The 16,541-nt window shown below is 74.8% G+C and carries 15 protein-coding genes; 3 read left to right on the top strand and 12 right to left on the bottom strand.

Features of this window, described 5'->3' with window-relative positions; all coding sequences use genetic code 11:
• Window positions 1-72 precede the first annotated feature (72 nt).
• Window positions 73-762: a hypothetical protein gene (locus M1P99_RS01795; protein WP_304450953.1), complete on the bottom strand. Its 690-nt coding sequence runs from the start codon at window positions 760-762 to the stop codon at window positions 73-75.
• Window positions 759-2,537 carry a hypothetical protein gene (locus M1P99_RS01800; protein ID WP_304455528.1) on the bottom strand — a complete coding sequence of 593 codons (1,779 nt, stop codon included), beginning with the start codon at window positions 2,535-2,537 and terminating at the stop codon, window positions 759-761. The genes M1P99_RS01795 and M1P99_RS01800 overlap by 4 nt, the downstream gene beginning before the upstream one ends.
• Before the next feature lie 485 nt (window positions 2,538-3,022).
• Here M1P99_RS01800 and M1P99_RS01805 point away from each other — a divergent pair, with 485 nt between their 5' ends.
• Window positions 3,023-3,196 carry a hypothetical protein gene (locus M1P99_RS01805; RefSeq protein ID WP_304450954.1) on the top strand — a complete coding sequence of 58 codons (174 nt, stop codon included), beginning with the start codon at window positions 3,023-3,025 and terminating at the stop codon, window positions 3,194-3,196.
• Between the two features lie 128 nt (window positions 3,197-3,324).
• Here M1P99_RS01805 and cas6 read toward each other — a convergent pair whose 3' ends face one another.
• The 3 genes from cas6 to M1P99_RS01820 all read right to left on the bottom strand — a co-directional run bounded on the left by cas6 (window position 3,325) and on the right by M1P99_RS01820 (window position 5,392).
• The gene (gene cas6, locus M1P99_RS01810; protein WP_304450955.1) at window positions 3,325-4,287 is read right to left on the bottom strand and encodes a CRISPR system precrRNA processing endoribonuclease RAMP protein Cas6; all 963 of its coding nucleotides are present in this window, start codon (window positions 4,285-4,287) and stop codon (window positions 3,325-3,327) included.
• Window positions 4,288-4,373: 86 nt separating this feature from the next.
• Complete coding sequence (locus tag M1P99_RS01815; RefSeq protein WP_304450956.1) at window positions 4,374-4,904, bottom strand: DUF1697 domain-containing protein; 531 nt, start codon at window positions 4,902-4,904, stop codon at window positions 4,374-4,376.
• Window positions 4,904-5,392 carry a GNAT family N-acetyltransferase gene (locus M1P99_RS01820; RefSeq protein ID WP_304450957.1) on the bottom strand — a complete coding sequence of 163 codons (489 nt, stop codon included), beginning with the start codon at window positions 5,390-5,392 and terminating at the stop codon, window positions 4,904-4,906. The genes M1P99_RS01815 and M1P99_RS01820 overlap by 1 nt, the downstream gene beginning before the upstream one ends.
• A gap of 110 nt (window positions 5,393-5,502) precedes the next feature.
• Here M1P99_RS01820 and M1P99_RS01825 point away from each other — a divergent pair, with 110 nt between their 5' ends.
• A complete protein-coding gene (locus M1P99_RS01825; protein ID WP_304450958.1) occupies window positions 5,503-6,540 on the top strand; it encodes a hypothetical protein in 1,038 nt (345 codons plus the stop codon).
• A 48-nt stretch (window positions 6,541-6,588) separates the two neighbouring features.
• On the opposite strand, the gene M1P99_RS01830 is transcribed toward M1P99_RS01825, so the two are convergent.
• The gene (locus M1P99_RS01830; RefSeq protein ID WP_304450959.1) at window positions 6,589-8,313 is read right to left on the bottom strand and encodes a cation acetate symporter; all 1,725 of its coding nucleotides are present in this window, start codon (window positions 8,311-8,313) and stop codon (window positions 6,589-6,591) included.
• The gene (locus tag M1P99_RS01835; RefSeq protein WP_304450960.1) at window positions 8,310-8,756 is read right to left on the bottom strand and encodes a DUF485 domain-containing protein; all 447 of its coding nucleotides are present in this window, start codon (window positions 8,754-8,756) and stop codon (window positions 8,310-8,312) included. The genes M1P99_RS01830 and M1P99_RS01835 overlap by 4 nt, the downstream gene beginning before the upstream one ends.
• Before the next feature lie 488 nt (window positions 8,757-9,244).
• Between M1P99_RS01835 and M1P99_RS01840 the strand changes: the two genes are divergently transcribed.
• The gene (locus M1P99_RS01840; RefSeq protein WP_304450961.1) at window positions 9,245-9,508 is read left to right on the top strand and encodes a hypothetical protein; all 264 of its coding nucleotides are present in this window, start codon (window positions 9,245-9,247) and stop codon (window positions 9,506-9,508) included.
• Between the two features lie 86 nt (window positions 9,509-9,594).
• Here M1P99_RS01840 and M1P99_RS01845 read toward each other — a convergent pair whose 3' ends face one another.
• From M1P99_RS01845 to hutU, 5 genes are all read right to left on the bottom strand, one after another.
• Entirely contained in the window at window positions 9,595-10,689 is a 1,095-nt protein-coding gene (locus M1P99_RS01845) for a GNAT family N-acetyltransferase (protein WP_304450962.1), read from the bottom strand.
• A 168-nt stretch (window positions 10,690-10,857) separates the two neighbouring features.
• Window positions 10,858-12,063: an imidazolonepropionase gene (hutI, locus tag M1P99_RS01850; protein WP_304450963.1), complete on the bottom strand. Its 1,206-nt coding sequence runs from the start codon at window positions 12,061-12,063 to the stop codon at window positions 10,858-10,860.
• A complete protein-coding gene (locus M1P99_RS01855) occupies window positions 12,060-13,421 on the bottom strand; it encodes a formimidoylglutamate deiminase (RefSeq protein WP_304455529.1) in 1,362 nt (453 codons plus the stop codon). Before M1P99_RS01855 ends, hutI begins: the two co-directional genes overlap by 4 nt.
• A gap of 5 nt (window positions 13,422-13,426) precedes the next feature.
• The gene (locus M1P99_RS01860) at window positions 13,427-14,872 is read right to left on the bottom strand and encodes an allantoate amidohydrolase (protein ID WP_304450964.1); all 1,446 of its coding nucleotides are present in this window, start codon (window positions 14,870-14,872) and stop codon (window positions 13,427-13,429) included.
• Entirely contained in the window at window positions 14,869-16,539 is a 1,671-nt protein-coding gene (hutU, locus tag M1P99_RS01865; RefSeq protein ID WP_304450965.1) for a urocanate hydratase, read from the bottom strand. Before hutU ends, M1P99_RS01860 begins: the two co-directional genes overlap by 4 nt.
• Window positions 16,540-16,541 lie beyond the last annotated feature (2 nt).

The raw sequence follows: 16,541 nt of genomic DNA on the forward strand, positions 1-16,541 counted from the left end.
GGACACGGCCGTGCACGGCCGCCCGGGAACCGTGTCCCCGGCGGCGCGGCCGCCGCGGGGTCGGACTCGGGTTCACGGGCGCGCCTCCTGCCGCTGGTCGGACGCCCCCGGGGCCGGGGGCGCGGCCAGGCGCAGGGTCGCGGCGTGGGGATCGGCGCCGTGGGGCCCGGCCAGCCGTACGTCCACCCTGCCTCGTCCGCGGGTGGCCTTCAAGCCGATCTGGGTGGTGGCCAGGCAGGCGCGGGCCAGAATGCGCCAGTGTTCGGGCCCGGGCGAGACCGACCAGGTGAGCGCGGCGGTCAGGACCAGCCCGGGCAGGAGGACGCGGTGGGTGCGCAGCCCGCCCGGGACCGGAGCGCCGTCGGGGCCGACCGCCGTGGCCGACTCCAGCGCCGTGAACGCGTCGGTGACCGCGCGGCGCAGGGTGGAGCGCTCGGGTTCGGCGCGACCGGCCAGGGCGCGGGCGACCGCGGCGCGCACGTCGTCGTCGACCACGGCGTGGCCCAGGCGCAGGATCCGGCCGGGGCCGTGCGAGCGGCTGCGTCCGAAGACGTCCCCGGCCGGGCCCGCCAGGTCGGCGGCGACCTGCGACGCGCGACCGGCACCCTCGGACAGCCGTGCCGCCAGGCGGTGCCGTGGCAGGTAGGGCAGCCCGTGGGCGTCGGTGACGACGTCGGTGTCGGCGCCCGTGCCGTCCGCGCTGGCCCCGACGAACAGCGCCGGTGCGGCCAGGCGGACGACGATCCGGTCCGGTGCGCTCACAGCGGTGCGCCCGTCGGTCCGGAAGGAGGGCCACCGGCCCCTGTCCGCCCTCGGTCCTGGGGCCGGTGGGGTTCGAGGGCCGCCGCCAGGCCCGGATCCAGGTGCAGGTCCATCACCTCGACGGCGTCGAGCAGGGCGCCGGGGGTCCAGTCCCGGGGCAGTGCGGTGCGGACCCCGCTCGCCCGGGCGCGGCGGTGGAGTTCGGCGGAGGGGTCGCCTCCCGCCTCCAGGAGCGGGACCAGGGACGAGACCAGCCAGCTCCGGTGCCGGGTGTCGCCGTCGGCGAGCAGGCTGCCCGGAGCGCAGGGGGACAGGTAGCGGTCCAGGAAGTCGGCGAAGGCGGCCCCGGTCAGCGGCAGCGCGGTGCGCGGCGGCGCGGACGAGCGCGCCCGGTCCAGGCGGCGCAGCACGCGGTCCACGCCGTCGAAGCGCGTCGTCCAGGCCACGGCGTGGTCGTCGGGGGCACCGCCCTCCACCCGTTCGACCCTGTGGTCCTTGGCGCGGCGGCACATCGCCTCGCACAGGTCGTAGCCCAGGGACAGGGGGGCGCCGACGGGCTGGACGGCGATGCCCACGCCGACCGTGGGCACGAACGTGGTGTGCGTCCCGTCCGCCCCGGTGACCGCCCGGGCGTCCGCCCCGCCGTGCGCACGGGCCAGCGCGCGGTGCAGGGCCACACGGGGGTCGCCCGCGGCACCGATCCGCTCGGGGTCGGCGTCCAGCCAGTCCAGGGCGTAGCGGGTCAGGCTCAGGGCCAGGCGGGCGTCGCAGAGCACGGTGAGGTCGTCCCCCGCGACCACGATCGGGCGCACGGGCAGGCGCACGGTCCCGGTCGGCGAGCGGTCCAGGGTGAGGGGTGCGGCCGCCCCGGAGCCGGGCACGGTCGCGCCCTGCCCGGGGTCGGCGCGCACGGTGGCGGCCACGGCCCGGACCAGGGCACGGGCCAGGCCCTCGGTCAGACCCGCGATGCGGGTGGACAGGCGGCGCTGGGCGGCCGCGCCGGAGCCGGGGACCCCCGGGTCCCCGGCGCGGTCGCGGTACTCGCCCAGGATGACGCCGAGCCCGTTGACGTCGATGTGCACGACCGCGATCCGGCTGAGGTCCCCGTGGTCGCGGCCGAGGCGGTCGATCTCCATCGGCAGTTCCAGACGGGGCCGGCCGGTGGCGGTGGCGGCGCCCGCCAGCCAGGCCGCGCTGTGCGCGCGGTGCCAGCGCCGGCCGATCCCCCGGGCCCGGGCGACGTCGGCCGCGACGCGCTCGGGTACTCCGGCGCGCTCGTCCTGGGCGCGGCTGCTGTCGACCGACTCCGCGGGGCCGCCGCCGACGGAGCACACGGCGGTGATCCCGTAGCCGCGGGCGGGAGTGTGCAGCGCCGACATCCGCCGCCGGGCGGTCCGCAGGCGGACGGGGAGCCGTTCCAGCGCCTCGTCCACCCCCCGGGGTGTCTCCCCCGCCGCGGACCCGGCCGACGCGTCCGGCCCGTAGGGCACGTGCGCCACGACCGGGGTGAGATCGCCGGCGCGGTCGCGCAGCAGGCGCGTGTAGCGGGCGGTGAAGGCGCGGGCCGCCGAGGAGTCGGGCAGGACCACGGTGAGCGCCCCGCCCGCGTCGCGCAGGACGACACAGTCCTCGGGGACCAGGTCGGCGATGCCGTGGCGGGGGTCGGAGGTGTCGGTGAGCTCGGCGACCAGTGCGGCCCGACCCACCGCGTCCAGGATGCGGCGGCCGCTGTAGACGTAGGCCTGGATCCCGCGCAGGTCCACGCCGACGACCACGCCGCGCTCCGGCGGCCGGGCGGGGGCGGCCCCTCCCGGGCGGCGGGGCGGCTGCTCGCTGGCGCGCGTCACCGTGTCGAGCTCCTCGTCGTCGGGTCCGTCGGGTCCGGATGGTCGGGCCACGGCCCGGCCCGGTCCGGGCGGGTGCGTGGCACCCCTCGCGCGCAGCGGGGGCCGCACGCGCGAAGGGCTCTCTCCCGCCCTCTCTCGGACGATGGCGGCCGCCGGCATCGAGCGGAACACCACCGATACCAGCCCTGCGTCCTTGAACAGTATCCAGATATGGGACTCGGGCCCACGTCCCGTTCTCGTGTGCGCCCGGGGCGGTGCCGGACGCGCCGCCCGGTACCGCTCGCGCGGCCACGGCCCAGCACCCCGGGCATCCCTTGCGCCAGAGGTGTCCCGTTCCGGCCGGGGCGGGCGGCCGCCTCGCTGTCCGAGAGAGCTGGATGCACGTCCCCACCCCCGCTACGGAGGTTCCCATGGTGGCCCAGCACCCAGCCGAGCCGGTCGCCCGCCAGGGCCGCGACCTGACCGACCCCGCGGCGGCGCCGCCGCCCCTGTCCGTCCAGGACCTGGTGCCGCACCTGCGCGGGCTGGCCCGCACACTGCGCGACCAGGACGCCGGACCGCCGGACCGGGCACGGCGGCACGCGTGAGGGCGCGCTCCGGTGCCTCCCGCCCCCGTCCACGGGGCGGGTGGCACCGGTGCGCGCGTCCGGGGCGTCGCCGTGCCGGCACCGGCCCCCGCTCCCGTCCTCGAGCGGGAACCGGCGATCGTGGGGATTCAGTCGAAGAGCGTTCCGCCGAACTCCTCGGCCTCGGCCACCGCGTGCGAACGTGCTTCGGCGGGGCGCCGGGACCCGGCCGGCCGCGCCACCCGGTGCGGTGACCGGTGCGCCCGTGCCACCGGGGCCCCGGAGGTGGAGCGCTCACTGGTCACGGTGTCCACGCGCAGGGCGCCGAACCCCTGGGCCGTGTACTTGCCCGCGCCGGCCAGCTCCAGGAGTTCGAGCAGCGCGGCGAAGGCGTCGGCGTGGTCGCGGTCCCCGCCGACCAGATCGAGGGTGAACCCGCCCTGCCAGCCCAGGACGGTCCGGTTCTCGGCGTGGCGGTGCTCCGCCAGCCGCAGCTCCTGCCCCTGCAGCGGTGACCGGCGCACCCGCGCCAGCCCTTCCTGGACGAGTTCGAGCCAGGGTTCGGCCAGGTCCGGCGACGCGAACCGCGCGACCGCCCCCACGGCGCCGCTGCCCCCGACGATCCCGCCGCCGGACCGGTGCACGGCACCGAACAGGCGGCGCGGGTGGGGCCAGATGTGCGGGATGCGCTCCCCGGAAGCGTCGCGGGTGGTCATCACCACGGGGGTGCAACTGCGCACCTCGGCCGAGCGCAGCGCGGAGGGGCCGCGCGGCGCGGTCAGCACCTGCGCGTAGGTGTGGTCGAAGGTCCTGGTGACCGACAGCGGCTCCAGCAGGTGGTCGCCGATCCGCTGGGGTTCACCCACCAGGTCCACGGGGTCCACCGGGGGCGGCACCCCGTCGTCCAGCCACGTCAGGGTCCAGTGGTACAGGTGGTCGCCCAGCGGGACGGGCCAGCCGTTCATGGACCAGCGCTTGGCCGCGGCGTGCTCCCGCGGCGGCTGCGGCCACCAGAGGTTGAGCAGTCCGTGGCAGTCCTCCGCCCGGATCGGCCTCGCCGCGTCGGCCAGGTCGCGCAGGATCACCGTCCACCGTCTCGGCACGGGCGACACCCCTCTCCCCTGCTCGTGCGGACGGCCGTGCACCGCCCGCGGATCACCGAGGACCACTCTCGGACAGTGGCGCGCCGCGGGCGGGATCAACCCTGCGCCATCTCCAGCATCCGCAGGACCGTCCGCCAGTTGCGCGCGGTGACCGCACCGGCCGTGTACCTGCCCACGACGTCCGGCAGCTTGGCGAAGCGCAGGCCCTGCTCGTGGCATGTGTAGACCTCGGTGTCGGTGGCCGCCAGGCGCTCGCGCGGGTACGCCGACAGGTCCACCGCGCGCAGGGCCGCCGTGTCGAAGGGGGCGGTACCGAACAGGACCAGGAACCGTGCCGGGTCGGGCACCTCCAGGGGGTTGGCCGCCACCACGGCCCGCATCCGCTCGGCGGAGCGCACGACGGTCGGCACGTCCATCCCGAACCGCTCCCGGACGGCCGCGGTGATCGCCGAGGCGACGGCCTCGCCGTCGTCGGTCCCGGTGCTCAGGACGGCGTTGCCGCTCTGGACGTAGGTGGCCGTGTCCGTGTAGCCCAGCCCGGTGAGCAGGTCCCGCAGGTCGGCCATGGGCAGGCGCCGGTGGCCCCCCACGTTGATCCCGCGCAGGAACGCGACGTACCTGGTCATCAGAGCCTCCGGTACATCACGTGCAGGCCCACGAAACCCTGGACCGGGTGCCGGAACGCCTCGGGAACGGTGGTGAGGATCTCGAAGCCCAGCGACCGCCACAGCGCGACGGCGCGGGTGTTGGTCTCCACCACCGCGTTGAACTGCATGGCGCGGAAGCCGTCGGCGCGCGCCCGCTCCACGGTGTGCTCGCACAGGGCGCGCCCGATCCCCCGCCCGCTGTGGTCGGGGTGGACCATGAACCCGGCGTTGGCCACGTGGGAGCCCCCGCCGGCCTGGTTGGGGTGGCTCTCGGCGGTGCCGACGACGGTGCCGTCCTCGTCGACGGCGACGAACGTGCGTCCCGGCGCCCGCTTCATCCACGTGTCCCGGGCCCGGTCCTCGTCGATGCCGGGGTCCCAGGTGAAGGTGTCGCCGGCGGCGACGATCCCGCTGAGAAAGGCCCAGATTCCGGGCCAGTCGTCGGAACGCGCGTCTCTGATCTGCATGGCCGCCATCCTGCCGTGCGCCGGGGGCACCGGCAAACGGTATTCGGGCGGTGTCCGTGGCGTGCGCCCCACCGCGTGCACCACAATGGCCTCACCGCCCTGCACCGACCATGGAGACCGGAGACACCGTGCCCCGTCTGAGCCACACCTTCGAGATCACCCCGGTGGCCCGGGAGGTGGTCGGAGAGACGGTCGCCGCCGCGTACGAGGTCGCGCGCTCCTGCCGGTTCGACGGCCGGGGCTGGCTTCTGACACCGGACGAGGCGACCCGCGACCGGTTGGACGAGCACGCCGAGAGCCTCGGCCTGGTCGACCGCGCGGCCGTTCGGAAGGCGCGCCGGGATCGCCGGGAGGCCGCCGAGCGCCTGCGCGGCACCAGCGGCCTCGACCCGGAGGAGATTGAGGCCCTGCGGGTGCGTTCCGCCGTCCTGGCCCTGCAACTGCAGTCCGGCCGCCACCTCGCGCCCCGCACGCACTACCACGTGGCCGAACTCACCGCCGAGGGGGTGCCCCTGGAGCCCGTGTACGCGGAGCAGGGCTGGAGCGGCACCGGAGTGACCGTCCTCGACTGGGACGAGCACGACACGTCGCGGGTGGAGTACGCCATGCCCGACACCGTCGGTTCCGACGCGCCGCCCGTCACCTCGGGAACGGTGACCCACGACGCCGGAGCCGGTCTGCTCACCGCGACCGCCTCGATCCGGTTGCCGGGCCGCGGCGCCTGGCTGCGCTCGGCCGAGGGCTCCCTGACCGTCGACACCCGCGCCTGGTACGCGGCCCTGGCGGGCGAAACCGGAGCCGGTGCGGCCCCGCCCGCCCGGTTGGAGGCCGCCCACCGGCTGGTCGACATCACCGCGTGGCTGTCGCCCTCCCTCACCCCCGACGGACGGTGGTCGGTCGAGGCGGTCCTGGACGCCCGCGGCCGCGGCCCCTTCCGGCCGTTCATGGCGCTGGTCTTCTGGGCGGTGCGGACCTCGTTCCGCCGCGAGGAGAGAGCCGCGGCCAAGCACCCGGACCGGCGCAGGCCGAGCCGGCAGCTGGCCGACGCGGTCCGGGCGTGGGACCGCGTCGCGGCCAACGCCCCGCGCCTGCCGGACTACCTGCGCGAGGTGGCCGAGGCCCTGTCCACGGCACGCCCGAAGGCCTGAGTCGCCCCCGCGAACCCAGGTCGCCCGGACGGCCCTCAGAGCGGTGCTTCAGCCCTGGTCCGCTCCCCAACCGGTGAGGGAGCGCACCCGCAGCTCGGTGAAGCGGGCGGAGTCGCGCTCCGGCGAGAGCAGGCTCCCGACGATCGCGCACACGAACCCGATCGGCACCGCGACCAGCGCCGGATTCTCCATCGGGAACAGCTGGATGTCGATCCAGGCGGGCAGCACCGACATGCTCTCCCCGGTCACCGGGTGGATCCGGCCCGACACCACCGGGGAGAACAGCATCAGCACCAGCGTGGCCGACAGCCCGCCGTAGACCCCCCACTCCACGCCGCGGGTGTTGAAGCGCCGCCAGAACATGGTGAGCACGATGACGGGCAGGTTGGCCGCCGCGGCGATGGCGAAGGCCAGACCGACGAGGAAGGCGACGTTCTGGTTCTGGGCCTGGACCGCCAGCACGATGGCGACCGCCCCGACCAGACAGGCCGAGAAGCGCGCCACGCCCACCTCCTGCGACTCGCGCGGTCGCCCCCACATGAGGATGTGCCCGAACACGTCGTGCGCGATGGAGGAGGACGAGGCCAGGGTGAGGCTGGCGATGACGGCCAGGATGGTCGCCAGGGCCACCGCCGACACCAGCGCCAGCATGACCGCGCCGCCCACCGGCCCGGCGGCCAGCCGTCCCACCTGCTCGGCGAGCAGGGGCACGGCCGTGTTCCCCGAGGCGTCGGCGGCCAGGATGCGCTCGGACCCGACCAGGGCCGCCGCTCCGAAGCCCAGCGCCAGCGTCATGAGGTAGAAGGCGCCGATCATCACGATCGTGCGGTTGACCGACGTGCGCGCCGCGCGGCCGTCCGGGACCGTGTAGAAGCGGATGAGGATGTGCGGCAGGGCGACCGTTCCCAGCACCAGTGCCAGGCCCAGGCTGATGAGGTCGAGCTTGTTGAAGGCGGTCTGGACGGGGTCGCCGGGCACCTCCACGCCCAGGCGCAGGCCGGGCTCCAGGAACGCCGGGCCGTGCCCGCTGGCGTCGGCCGCCGCGCCGAGCAGCGCGCGCGGGTCGAAGGAGAACAGGGACAGCACCAGGGCGGTCAGCAGCCCGGTGACGGTCAGCAGCAGGATCGCCTTGATGATCTGCAGCCACGTGGCCGCCTTCATCCCGCCGTACATGACGTAGACGATCATCAGGACGCCCACCAGGATGATCGCCCCGGTGCGGGCCTGGTCCGCGCCCAGGCCCAGGAACGAGCCGCCGTCGTGCAGCCCGAGCAGGACCGCGACCAGTGCGCCCGCGCCGACCATCTGCGCGACCAGGTAGAACACGCACACCGTGACGGTGGAGACGGAGCACGCCAGGCGGACGCGCATCCGGCGCATCCGGAAGGCGGGCAGGTCGGCCATGGTGAACCGGCCGGTGTTGCGCATCAGCTGGGCCATCGGCAGGACGAGCAGCCAGGCGACCAGGAACCCGATGGAGTAGAGGAAGCCGTCGTATCCCTGCAGGGCGATCATGCCCGCGATGCCCAGGAACGAGGCGGCCGAGAGGTAGTCGCCGGTCAGCGCCAGCCCGTTCTGTGTGCTGGAGAAGCCGCGACCGCCGGCGAAGTAGTCGACCGCGCCGCGTGTGGTGCGCCGCATGCGGATCGAGATGACCAGGGTCACCAGGACGAAGAGCGCGAACAGCGCCAGCGTCCAGGCGTGCGCGGGGCCGAACTGGCCCTCCAGTGCGCTGACGAGGGATTTCGGGGTCGAGGGGGCCGTGGGGATCATCGCCGGGACACCCGCCCGGTGATGGCGCCGTCGTTGCGGGCCCGGTCGCGGATCTCCGCGGCCAGAGGGTCGATGGCGCGCGCGGAGAAACGGCCGAACGCCCACGCCAGCACGAATGTCAGCAGGAACTGGCCGATTCCCAGGAGCAGGGCGACGTTGACGGAATCGGCGACCTGGTAGCTCATCACATCACGCGCATAGGCGGAGAGCAGAAGGTAGGTGAGGTAACTCAAAAGGAACAATGACACCAGAACGGCGACCTGGAGGGCGAACCTCCTTCGCAGTTTCACGAAGCGCGGATCGACCGAGAGGCGCTCCCAGGCGTAGGCCGCGTCGGCCCGTTCCCGACGCCGGACCGAGTCCGACCAGGTCACCTCACCGGGGGCGGCCTCCCCCGGGCCGCCGCCACGGCTTCTGTAGGTTCCCTCCATATACTCGACCACAGCTCTCCCCCAGATTCGAGTCCCGGATTCCGTCCCCCACGGCCTCCGCCCGGCACCGGGGCGCGCCGAGCGGGCGCGGCTTCCCGGTTTTTACGAGGCGGCCGCACGGTCGGACCGCCGTCAGTGCAGATAGGCCACACCATAACCATCCGCCCCCACCCCTGTTCGGCGAATGTGGGAATTCGTGACGCGTGAAGACGATCCGCCGTTCCCAGGGAAACGGGCAAAGGGAACTCGGGGCGAAATTCCCGACACCGGAACACCGCTCGCGACCGGCGGACGCGGGGGCGCCGACACCCCCTTCGGAGCCCCAGGTCATCCCGGGCACACGGGCCGTGCGTGGGCCCAACGACCCTCCGTCTTCGCTAGGCTTCGGGGCGACCCCGAACCCATGACGGAATCCCGGAGCATACCCGGGATGCCGTGTTCGTACACGTGTATGATCAGGGGTCCGCCTGTTCACGCCATACCGAAGGGAAATCCCCGCCGTGGTCACCGAGGTCTTCACGCGCAAGTACTGCGACCCCCACGCCGTCCGCGAGGAGAAGGTCGAGGCGTCTGAGGTCATCCAGTTCGCCTGGGAGGGCGCCATCCGCGAGGTGGACGCCTGCGAGGAGTGCTTCAAGGAGCACCAGGTGAAGCTGGAGCCCCTCGTCGACTACTCGCGCCCGGTCAAGAAGCGCCGCGCCACCAAGAAGGCGGCGGCCGACAACGGCGGTGCCGCCTCCGGCGACGAGTCCGCCGCCCAGTAGGGCCTGAGGGCGTGTTCCGCGGAACACGCCCGAACGGGTGTCGGCGACAACCCCCGGTGGCCGCCGACACCCGCCTGCCGTGGGCCTCAGCCCTGGCTCATCAGGCGCGCGACCTGCCCGCCCCGCCGCGCCTGCTCACCCAGACCCGTCTGGAGCGCCTCGGCGACCGGCAACCGGGCGTGCACGTAGGTGCCGCCCTGCGTCTGCACGGACGCGCCGAAGCGGCGCATGATCCTCAGCATCCCGGTGTTGGCCAGCGTGGTCTCGGCCCGGACCTCGGCCAGGCCCCAGTCCGCGGCGATCACCGTCAGCGCCCGGGTCAGCGCCGTCCCCACCCCGCTCCCCTGCCAGGCGTCCTCCACCAGGAAGGCGATCTCGCCCACGCCCGGGTCGAGCGTGTACATCAGGTGGCCCAGGGCGACCGGCTCCTCCCGGCCCTGCGGGCGCACCGCCAGCGTCAGCCCCCGTTCGGCGTCGCAGAACACCCGGAGCATGTGCGGGCTCAGCTCGCGCATCCCCGCCATGTAGCGGTTGCGCACGGTCTCGTCGGAGCAGCGGCGGTGCAGGTCGCGCAGGGCGGACGCGTCCACCTCGCGCACCTGGCGCAGGGACAGCCCCTGCCCCTGGGATGTGCGGACGACACGGTCGGTGGGCACCGGACCCGTGGAGGGCATGACCGAGCGCACCAGGGCATCGGCCCGGCTCGTCTCGGTCCACGTGAAGGGGCGCGAGGAACGGGCGACCAGGACCCCGCGCAGGGGGCCGACCGGCACCAGCATCGTGGTGCCCGGCGCCGTCTCGTCCGCGCTCTCGGCCCGCGTGAGGTTGGTCCAGCGGGCGTCGTCGGCCCGCAGCAGCTCCGCCAGCGCGTCCGGCAGGCGGTTGGGGTGCGCGCGCAGCCGCGCGGTGAGCAGCAGCGCCCGGGTGACGTCGTCTCCGACCTCGCGCCTCTGGGCGGGAACGGCGGTCACCGTGCCGGCGGGGCAGCGCTCGGACAGCACCCGGACGGCTTCGGTGTGACTGCCGGGGATGTCGACCACGAACTCGTCGACGACACCCGACACGTCCGTGTGGATGGACAGGCCGACGATGTCGCCGCCACAGCCCGCCAGGGCGTCGACCACGCCCGCCAGACCGCCGGGGCGGTCCTCCACCGCGGTCCTGATCCGCCATAGAGCCACTGCGACCTCCTGGGAGGAAGGTGCCCCCGCCGCCGCGGAACCACGCTGTACCGCGACGACGGGACGCGCACCGACGTGAGTCCAGGATCGGGCCGCCGCGTTTCGGCGACGTCAACCCCCCGTTGAGTTCGCGCGCGGGCTCGGTTACCGGCGGATCAACGCGTGCGGTCAGGGTCGGCCGGCGACCAGCTCCCCGTCCTTCCACACCGCCGCCACCTGCGGGACCCCGGGCCGGTAGGCCAGGTACAGGTGGTTGGGCGCCTCCAGCAGGGTCAGGTCGGCGCGGGCCCCCGGCGCCAGGTGGCCCACGTCGGTGCGGCGCAGCGCCCGCGCACCGCCGGCCGTGGCCGCCCAGACGGCCTCGTCGGGGGTCAGGCCCATGTCGCGCACGGCCACCGCGACACAGAAGGCGAGGCTGGAGGTGAAGCAGGACCCGGGATTGCAGTCGCTGGCCAGGGCGACCACGGCCCCGGCGTCCACCAGGGCCCGGGCGTCGGGATAGGGCTGGCGCGTGGAGAAGTCCACCCCCGGGAGCAGGGTGGCGACCGTGGGCTCGGTGCGCTTGGCGGCCTGGGCCAGAGCGTCGACGTCCTCGGGCGCGAGGTAGGTGCAGTGGTCGACCGAGGCGGCCTCCAACTCCACCGCGAGCCGCACACCGGGGCCGTGCCCCAGCTGGTTGCCGTGCACGCGCGGCAGCAGCCCGCGCGCCGTCCCGGCGGTCAGGACGCGCCGGGAGGCCTCCTCGTCGAAGGCGCCGCGTTCACAGAAGACGTCGATCCACCGGGCGTGGGGCGCGCAGGCCTCCAGCATCGGCCCGGTGACGAGGTCGACGTAGCCCTGCGGGTCGTCGGCGTACTCGGGGGCGACCACGTGTGCGCCAAGGAAGGTGACCTCGTCGGTGACCCGCTCGGCCACCGCGAGGCTGCGCTCCTCGTCGGCGACGGTGAGTCCGTACCCGGACTTGACCTCCAGGGTGGTGGTGCCCTGGGCGGCGGCCTCGCGCACCAGACGGCGGGCGCCGTCGAGCAGTTCGGCGTCGGAGGCCTCCCGCGTGGCGGCCACGGTCGTGCGGATACCGCCGGCGGAGTAGGGGCGTCCGCTCATCCGGGCGGCGAACTCACGGCTGCGGTCGCCGGCGAAGACGATGTGCGAGTGGCTGTCGACGAACCCGGGGAGGACGCACCGCCCCGCGGCGTCGATCCGGGCGTCGGCGGCGGGCGCCCGGTCGGAGGGCCCGGTCCAGGCGATCCGGCCGCTCTCGACCACCAGCGCCGCGTTCTCGATCTCGCCGACCGCGCCCCGGCCCAGCGCCGGGTCGTTGGTGACGAGGGTGCCGATGTCGTCGACGAGGATCGTCGAGGGCAGGTCGCTCATCGCAGTAGCTCCTTGATCGCCGTGTCGAGTTCGCCGGCGGTGTCGGGCACCGCCGTGTGGATGCCGTCGCGGACGGTCCACCGGCCGTCGGCCATGACGTGGCGCACGTCCGCGGCGGTGGCCGCGTAGAGCACGGCGTCCGTGCTGTGCGCCGGATCGGCCCCGGCCAGGCGTACGCCGTCCAGGGCGACGTTGACCAGGTCGGCCCGGGCTCCCGGAGTGAGGGTGCCCGCGTCCGGCCAGCCCAGGCTGGCGTGCCCCTGGACGGTGGCCGCGCGCAGCAGGGTGCCGGTGCCCAGGACGCCGCGCCGGTGGGTGCGCAGCCGCTCGTGCAGTTCCACTCCCCTGGCCTCGGCGAACATGTCCAGCTGGGCGTGCTGGTCGGTGCCCAGGCTCAGCGGGGCCGGCACCAGGTCGCCGGTCCGCGGCAGGCCGTCGGCGAGGTCGCGTTCGGTGGTGGGGCACAGGCACACGGTCGCACCGGACCGGCGTACCGCGGCGACGTCGGCGTCGGTCAGGTGGGTGGCGTGCACCAGGCTGGTGCGCTCGGTCAGGGCACCGGAGTCGTCGAGCAGGGCGGTGGGTGTCCGACCGTAGGCGGCCAGGCAGGCCGAGTTCTCCGCGGGCTGCTCGGAGACGTGGACGTGCAGGGGCAGGTCGCGTTCCTCGGCGAAGGCGGCCACGCTAGGGAGGCGGTCGGCGGGGACCGCGCGCACCGAGTGGGCGGCGGCGCCGGGCCGCGCGTGGGCGTCCGCCAGGTCCAGGGCCGCCACACGCTCGGCCCAGGCGTCCACCGAGCCGTCGCCGAACCGCAGTTGCGGTCCGGCGAGCGGGAGGTGCTCGCCGCGGGCGTCCAGGCCACCGGACAGGTAGCACACGTCCAGCAGGGTGAGGCGGACCCCCGCTTCGGCCGCCGCGGCGACCAGGGCACGGCCCATGGCGTTGGGGTCGTCGTAACGGGAGCCGCCGGCACCGTGGTGCAGGTAGTGGAACTCACCCACGCAGGTCACCCCGGACAGCGCCATCTCCGCGTAGGCGGCGCGGGCCAGCCGGTGGTAGCGGTCCGGGTCGAGCCGGTCGGCGGCGCGGTACATGGCCTCGCGCCAGGTCCAGAACGACCCCGAGCCGGTGTGGGTGCGCCCGCGCAGGGCCCGGTGGAAGGCGTGGGAGTGGGCGTTGGCCAGACCCGGCAGGGTCAGGCCCGCGAGGTGCTCCGCCTCCGGGGGACGCGGAACACCGGCCTCGACACGTGAGAGGCGTCCGTCCGCGCCGGTCTCCAGCAGGACACCGTGCTCGGGGGAGCCGCCGCCGGAGCCGGTCCAGGCCCACTCGCACCACAGGCGGCGGGCGGCGGTCACACCGGTCACGACGCCACCGTCCCGGCGGGCCGGGCGAGCAGGTCCTGGAGCACGTCGGCCAGGGCGGTCACACCAGCGTGGCAGTCGTCGGGGCGGGCCCACTCCCCGGGCGAGTGCGACACCCCGGTGGGGTTGCGCACGTAGAGCATCGCGGTGGGCACGTGCGCCGCGAGCACCCCGGCGTCGTGCCCCGCGCCAGTAGGAAGGACAGGCACGGGAGTGTCCGTTGAGGGTGGAAGTCCGCCGCCCCGCGAGGCGCCCCCGGACGATGGTGGGCGACGGGCGGGAAGGACAGGCACGGCAGTGTCCGTTGAGGGTGGAAGTCCGCCGTCCCGCGAAGCGCCCCCGGACGATGGTGGGCGACGGGCGGGAAGGACAGGCACAGCAGTGTCCGTTGAGGGTGGAAGTCCGCCGCCGACCACCGCGGCCAGCCGGTCGCGCAGCTCGTGCGAGAACGAGACCAGCGGCGTGCGGGACTCGTTGGTCATCGCCAGGCCGACACCGTGCTCGCGGGCCGCCTCCTGCGCGGCCTCGCGCACTCCCTCGACCACGGCGCCCAGCGCGTCCTCGTCGGCGGCACGGGCGTCCAGCCAGGCACGCACCAACGAAGGGATGGCGTTGGTGCCGTTGGGGGTGATGAGGGCCTTGGCGACGGTGGCGCGGGCGTCGTGCGCCTCGGCCAGGGACCGGGCGGCCAGGATCGCGTGCGCGAACGGCAGCGTGGGGTCGTTGCGGTCGACCAGGCGGGTGGTCCCGGCGTGGTCGGCGCGACCGGTGAAGTCCATCCGCCACCGCCCGTGCGGCCAGATGGAACTCCCCACGCCCACCGGGTGCGAGGTGTCGGCCAGGGCGCGCCCCTGTTCCACGTGCAGTTCGACGAACGCGTCGAGCAGGCCGAGGGTGTCGGGGTCGGCGCCGAGGCCCAGCGGGTCGAGCCCGGCGTCGGCCATCGCCCGCTCCCAGGTCACCCCGGCGGCGTCGGTGAGGCCCCTGGCCCGTTCGGGCGCGATCTCCCCGGTGGTCAGGCGGCTGCCCAGGCAGGGGACGCCGAAGCGGCCGCCCTCCTCCTCGACGAACACGACCAGGGCCAGCGGGCGCGCGGGGGTCACACCCCGGCGGCGCAGCTCGTCGACGGCCGCCAGGGCCGAGGCCACACCGAGGGGGCCGTCGAAGGCACCCCCGTCGGGAACGCTGTCCAGGTGGGAGCCGGTCGCCACGGCGCCGGGACCGGGCGTGCCCCACCAGGCCCACAGGTTGCCGTTGCGGTCGGTGCGCACGTCCAGGCCGCGGGCCGCGGCCGCCTCGGTGAACCAGGCGCGCGCGTCGGTGTCGGCGCCCGTCCAGGAGAAGCGGTGGTAGCCGCCGCTGTCGGCGTCGCGGCCCACGGGGGCGAGGTCGGCCCAGAGCCGGTCGAAGGCCCCGGAATCGGGGACCGGGTGCGGTGTGCTCACACGTGCTCCCCGCCGCTCTCGCGCATGGGGACGCGGATGCCCTGCGCCTCGGCCACGCGCTCGGCCTCCTCGTAGCCGGCGTCGACGTGCCGGATCACGCCCATGGCGGGGTCGTTGGTGAGCACCCGCTCCAGCTTGGCGGCGGCCAGCTCGGTGCCGTCGGCGACGCTGACCTGGCCCGCGTGCAGGGACCGGCCCATACCGACGCCGCCGCCGTGGTGGATCGACACCCAGGAGGCCCCGGAGGAGGTGTTGACCAGAGCGTTCAGCAGCGGCCAGTCGGCGATCGCGTCCGATCCGTCCTTCATCGCCTCGGTCTCGCGGTAGGGCGAGGCCACCGATCCGGTGTCCAGGTGGTCGCGGCCGATCGCCAGCGGCGCGGAGATCTCCCCCGAGGCGACGAGCTCGTTGAAGCGCTCACCCGCGGCCGCCCGCTCACCCTGGCCGAGCCAGCAGATGCGGGCGGGCAGGCCCTGGAAGGCGACCCGCTCACCCGCCATCCGGATCCACCGGGCGAGGTGGTCGTTGTCGGGGAACAGGTCGAGGACGGCCCGGTCGGTGCGGGCGATGTCGGCGGGGTCACCGGACAGCGCGGCCCACCGGAACGGGCCCTTGCCCTCACAGAACAGGGGGCGGATGTAGGCCGGCACGAAGCCGGGGAAGTCGAAGGCGCGCGCGTAGCCGCCCTCACGCGCCTCGTCGCGGATGGAGTTGCCGTAGTCGAAGACCTCGGCGCCCCCGTCCTGGAAGCCCACCATGGCCTCCACGTGCGCCGCCATGGACGCGCGGGCCCGCAGCGTGAAGTCCTCGGGCTTGGCCGCGGCCAGGGCCTTCCAGTCCTCGAAGGCGACCCCCGCGGGCAGATAGGCCAGGGGGTCGTGGGCGGAGGTCTGGTCGGTGACGATGTCGATCGGCGCGGAGCGGGCGAGCAGGTCGGGGAAGACCTCGGCGGCGTTGCCCAGGACACCGATGGACAGGGCGCGGCGCTCGTCGCGGGCCCGGGCCGCGAGTTCGAGCGCGTGGTCCAGACCGTCGGCCCGCACGTCCAGGTAGCGGTGCTCGATCCGGCGGTCGATACGGCTGGAGTCGCACTCCACGACGATCGCCACGCCGCCGTTCATGGTGACCGCCAGCGGCTGCGCGCCGCCCATGCCGCCCAGGCCCGCGGTGAGGGTGACGGTCCCGGCCAGACTGCCCCCGAACCGCTTGGCGGCCACGGCGGCGAAGGTCTCGTAGGTGCCCTGGAGGATGCCCTGGGTGCCGATGTAGATCCACGACCCCGCGGTCATCTGCCCGTACATGGTCAGGCCCTGGGCCTCCAGGCGGCGGAACTCGGGCCAGTTCGCCCAGTCCCCCACGAGGTTGCTGTTGGCGATGAGCACGCGCGGCGCCCACTCGTGGGTGCGCATGATCCCCACGGGGCGCCCCGACTGCACGAGCAGGGTCTCGTCGCCCTCCAAGTCGCGCAGCGAAGCGGTGATGCGGTCGAAACTGCGCCAGTCGCGGGCGGCCTTGCCGGTGCCGCCGTAGACGACCAGGTCCTCGGGGTGCTCGGCCACCTCGGGGTCGAGGTTGTTGTGGAACATGCGCAGGGCGGCCTCCTGCGGCCAGCCCTTGGCCGACAGGGTGGTGCCGCGGGCGGCGCGGACGGTACGCGGGGTGCTCATGG

The organism is Nocardiopsis sp. YSL2, from assembly GCF_030555055.1.
Classification (GTDB): domain Bacteria; phylum Actinomycetota; class Actinomycetes; order Streptosporangiales; family Streptosporangiaceae; genus Nocardiopsis.

Bases quoted from the DNA above. Each gene is read 5' to 3' on its own strand.
- hutI (WP_304450963.1), bottom strand. From the start codon at position 12,063: ATGAGCGACCTGCCCTCGACGATCCTCGTCGACGACATCGGCACCCTC.
- hutU (WP_304450965.1), bottom strand. From the start codon at position 16,539: ATGAGCACCCCGCGTACCGTCCGCGCCGCCCGCGGCACCACCCTGTCG.
- M1P99_RS01825 (WP_304450958.1), top strand. From the start codon at position 5,503: ATGGAGACCGGAGACACCGTGCCCCGTCTGAGCCACACCTTCGAGATC.
- M1P99_RS01815 (WP_304450956.1), bottom strand. From the start codon at position 4,904: ATGACCAGGTACGTCGCGTTCCTGCGCGGGATCAACGTGGGGGGCCAC.
- M1P99_RS01820 (WP_304450957.1), bottom strand. From the start codon at position 5,392: ATGCAGATCAGAGACGCGCGTTCCGACGACTGGCCCGGAATCTGGGCC.
- M1P99_RS01830 (WP_304450959.1), bottom strand. From the start codon at position 8,313: ATGATCCCCACGGCCCCCTCGACCCCGAAATCCCTCGTCAGCGCACTG.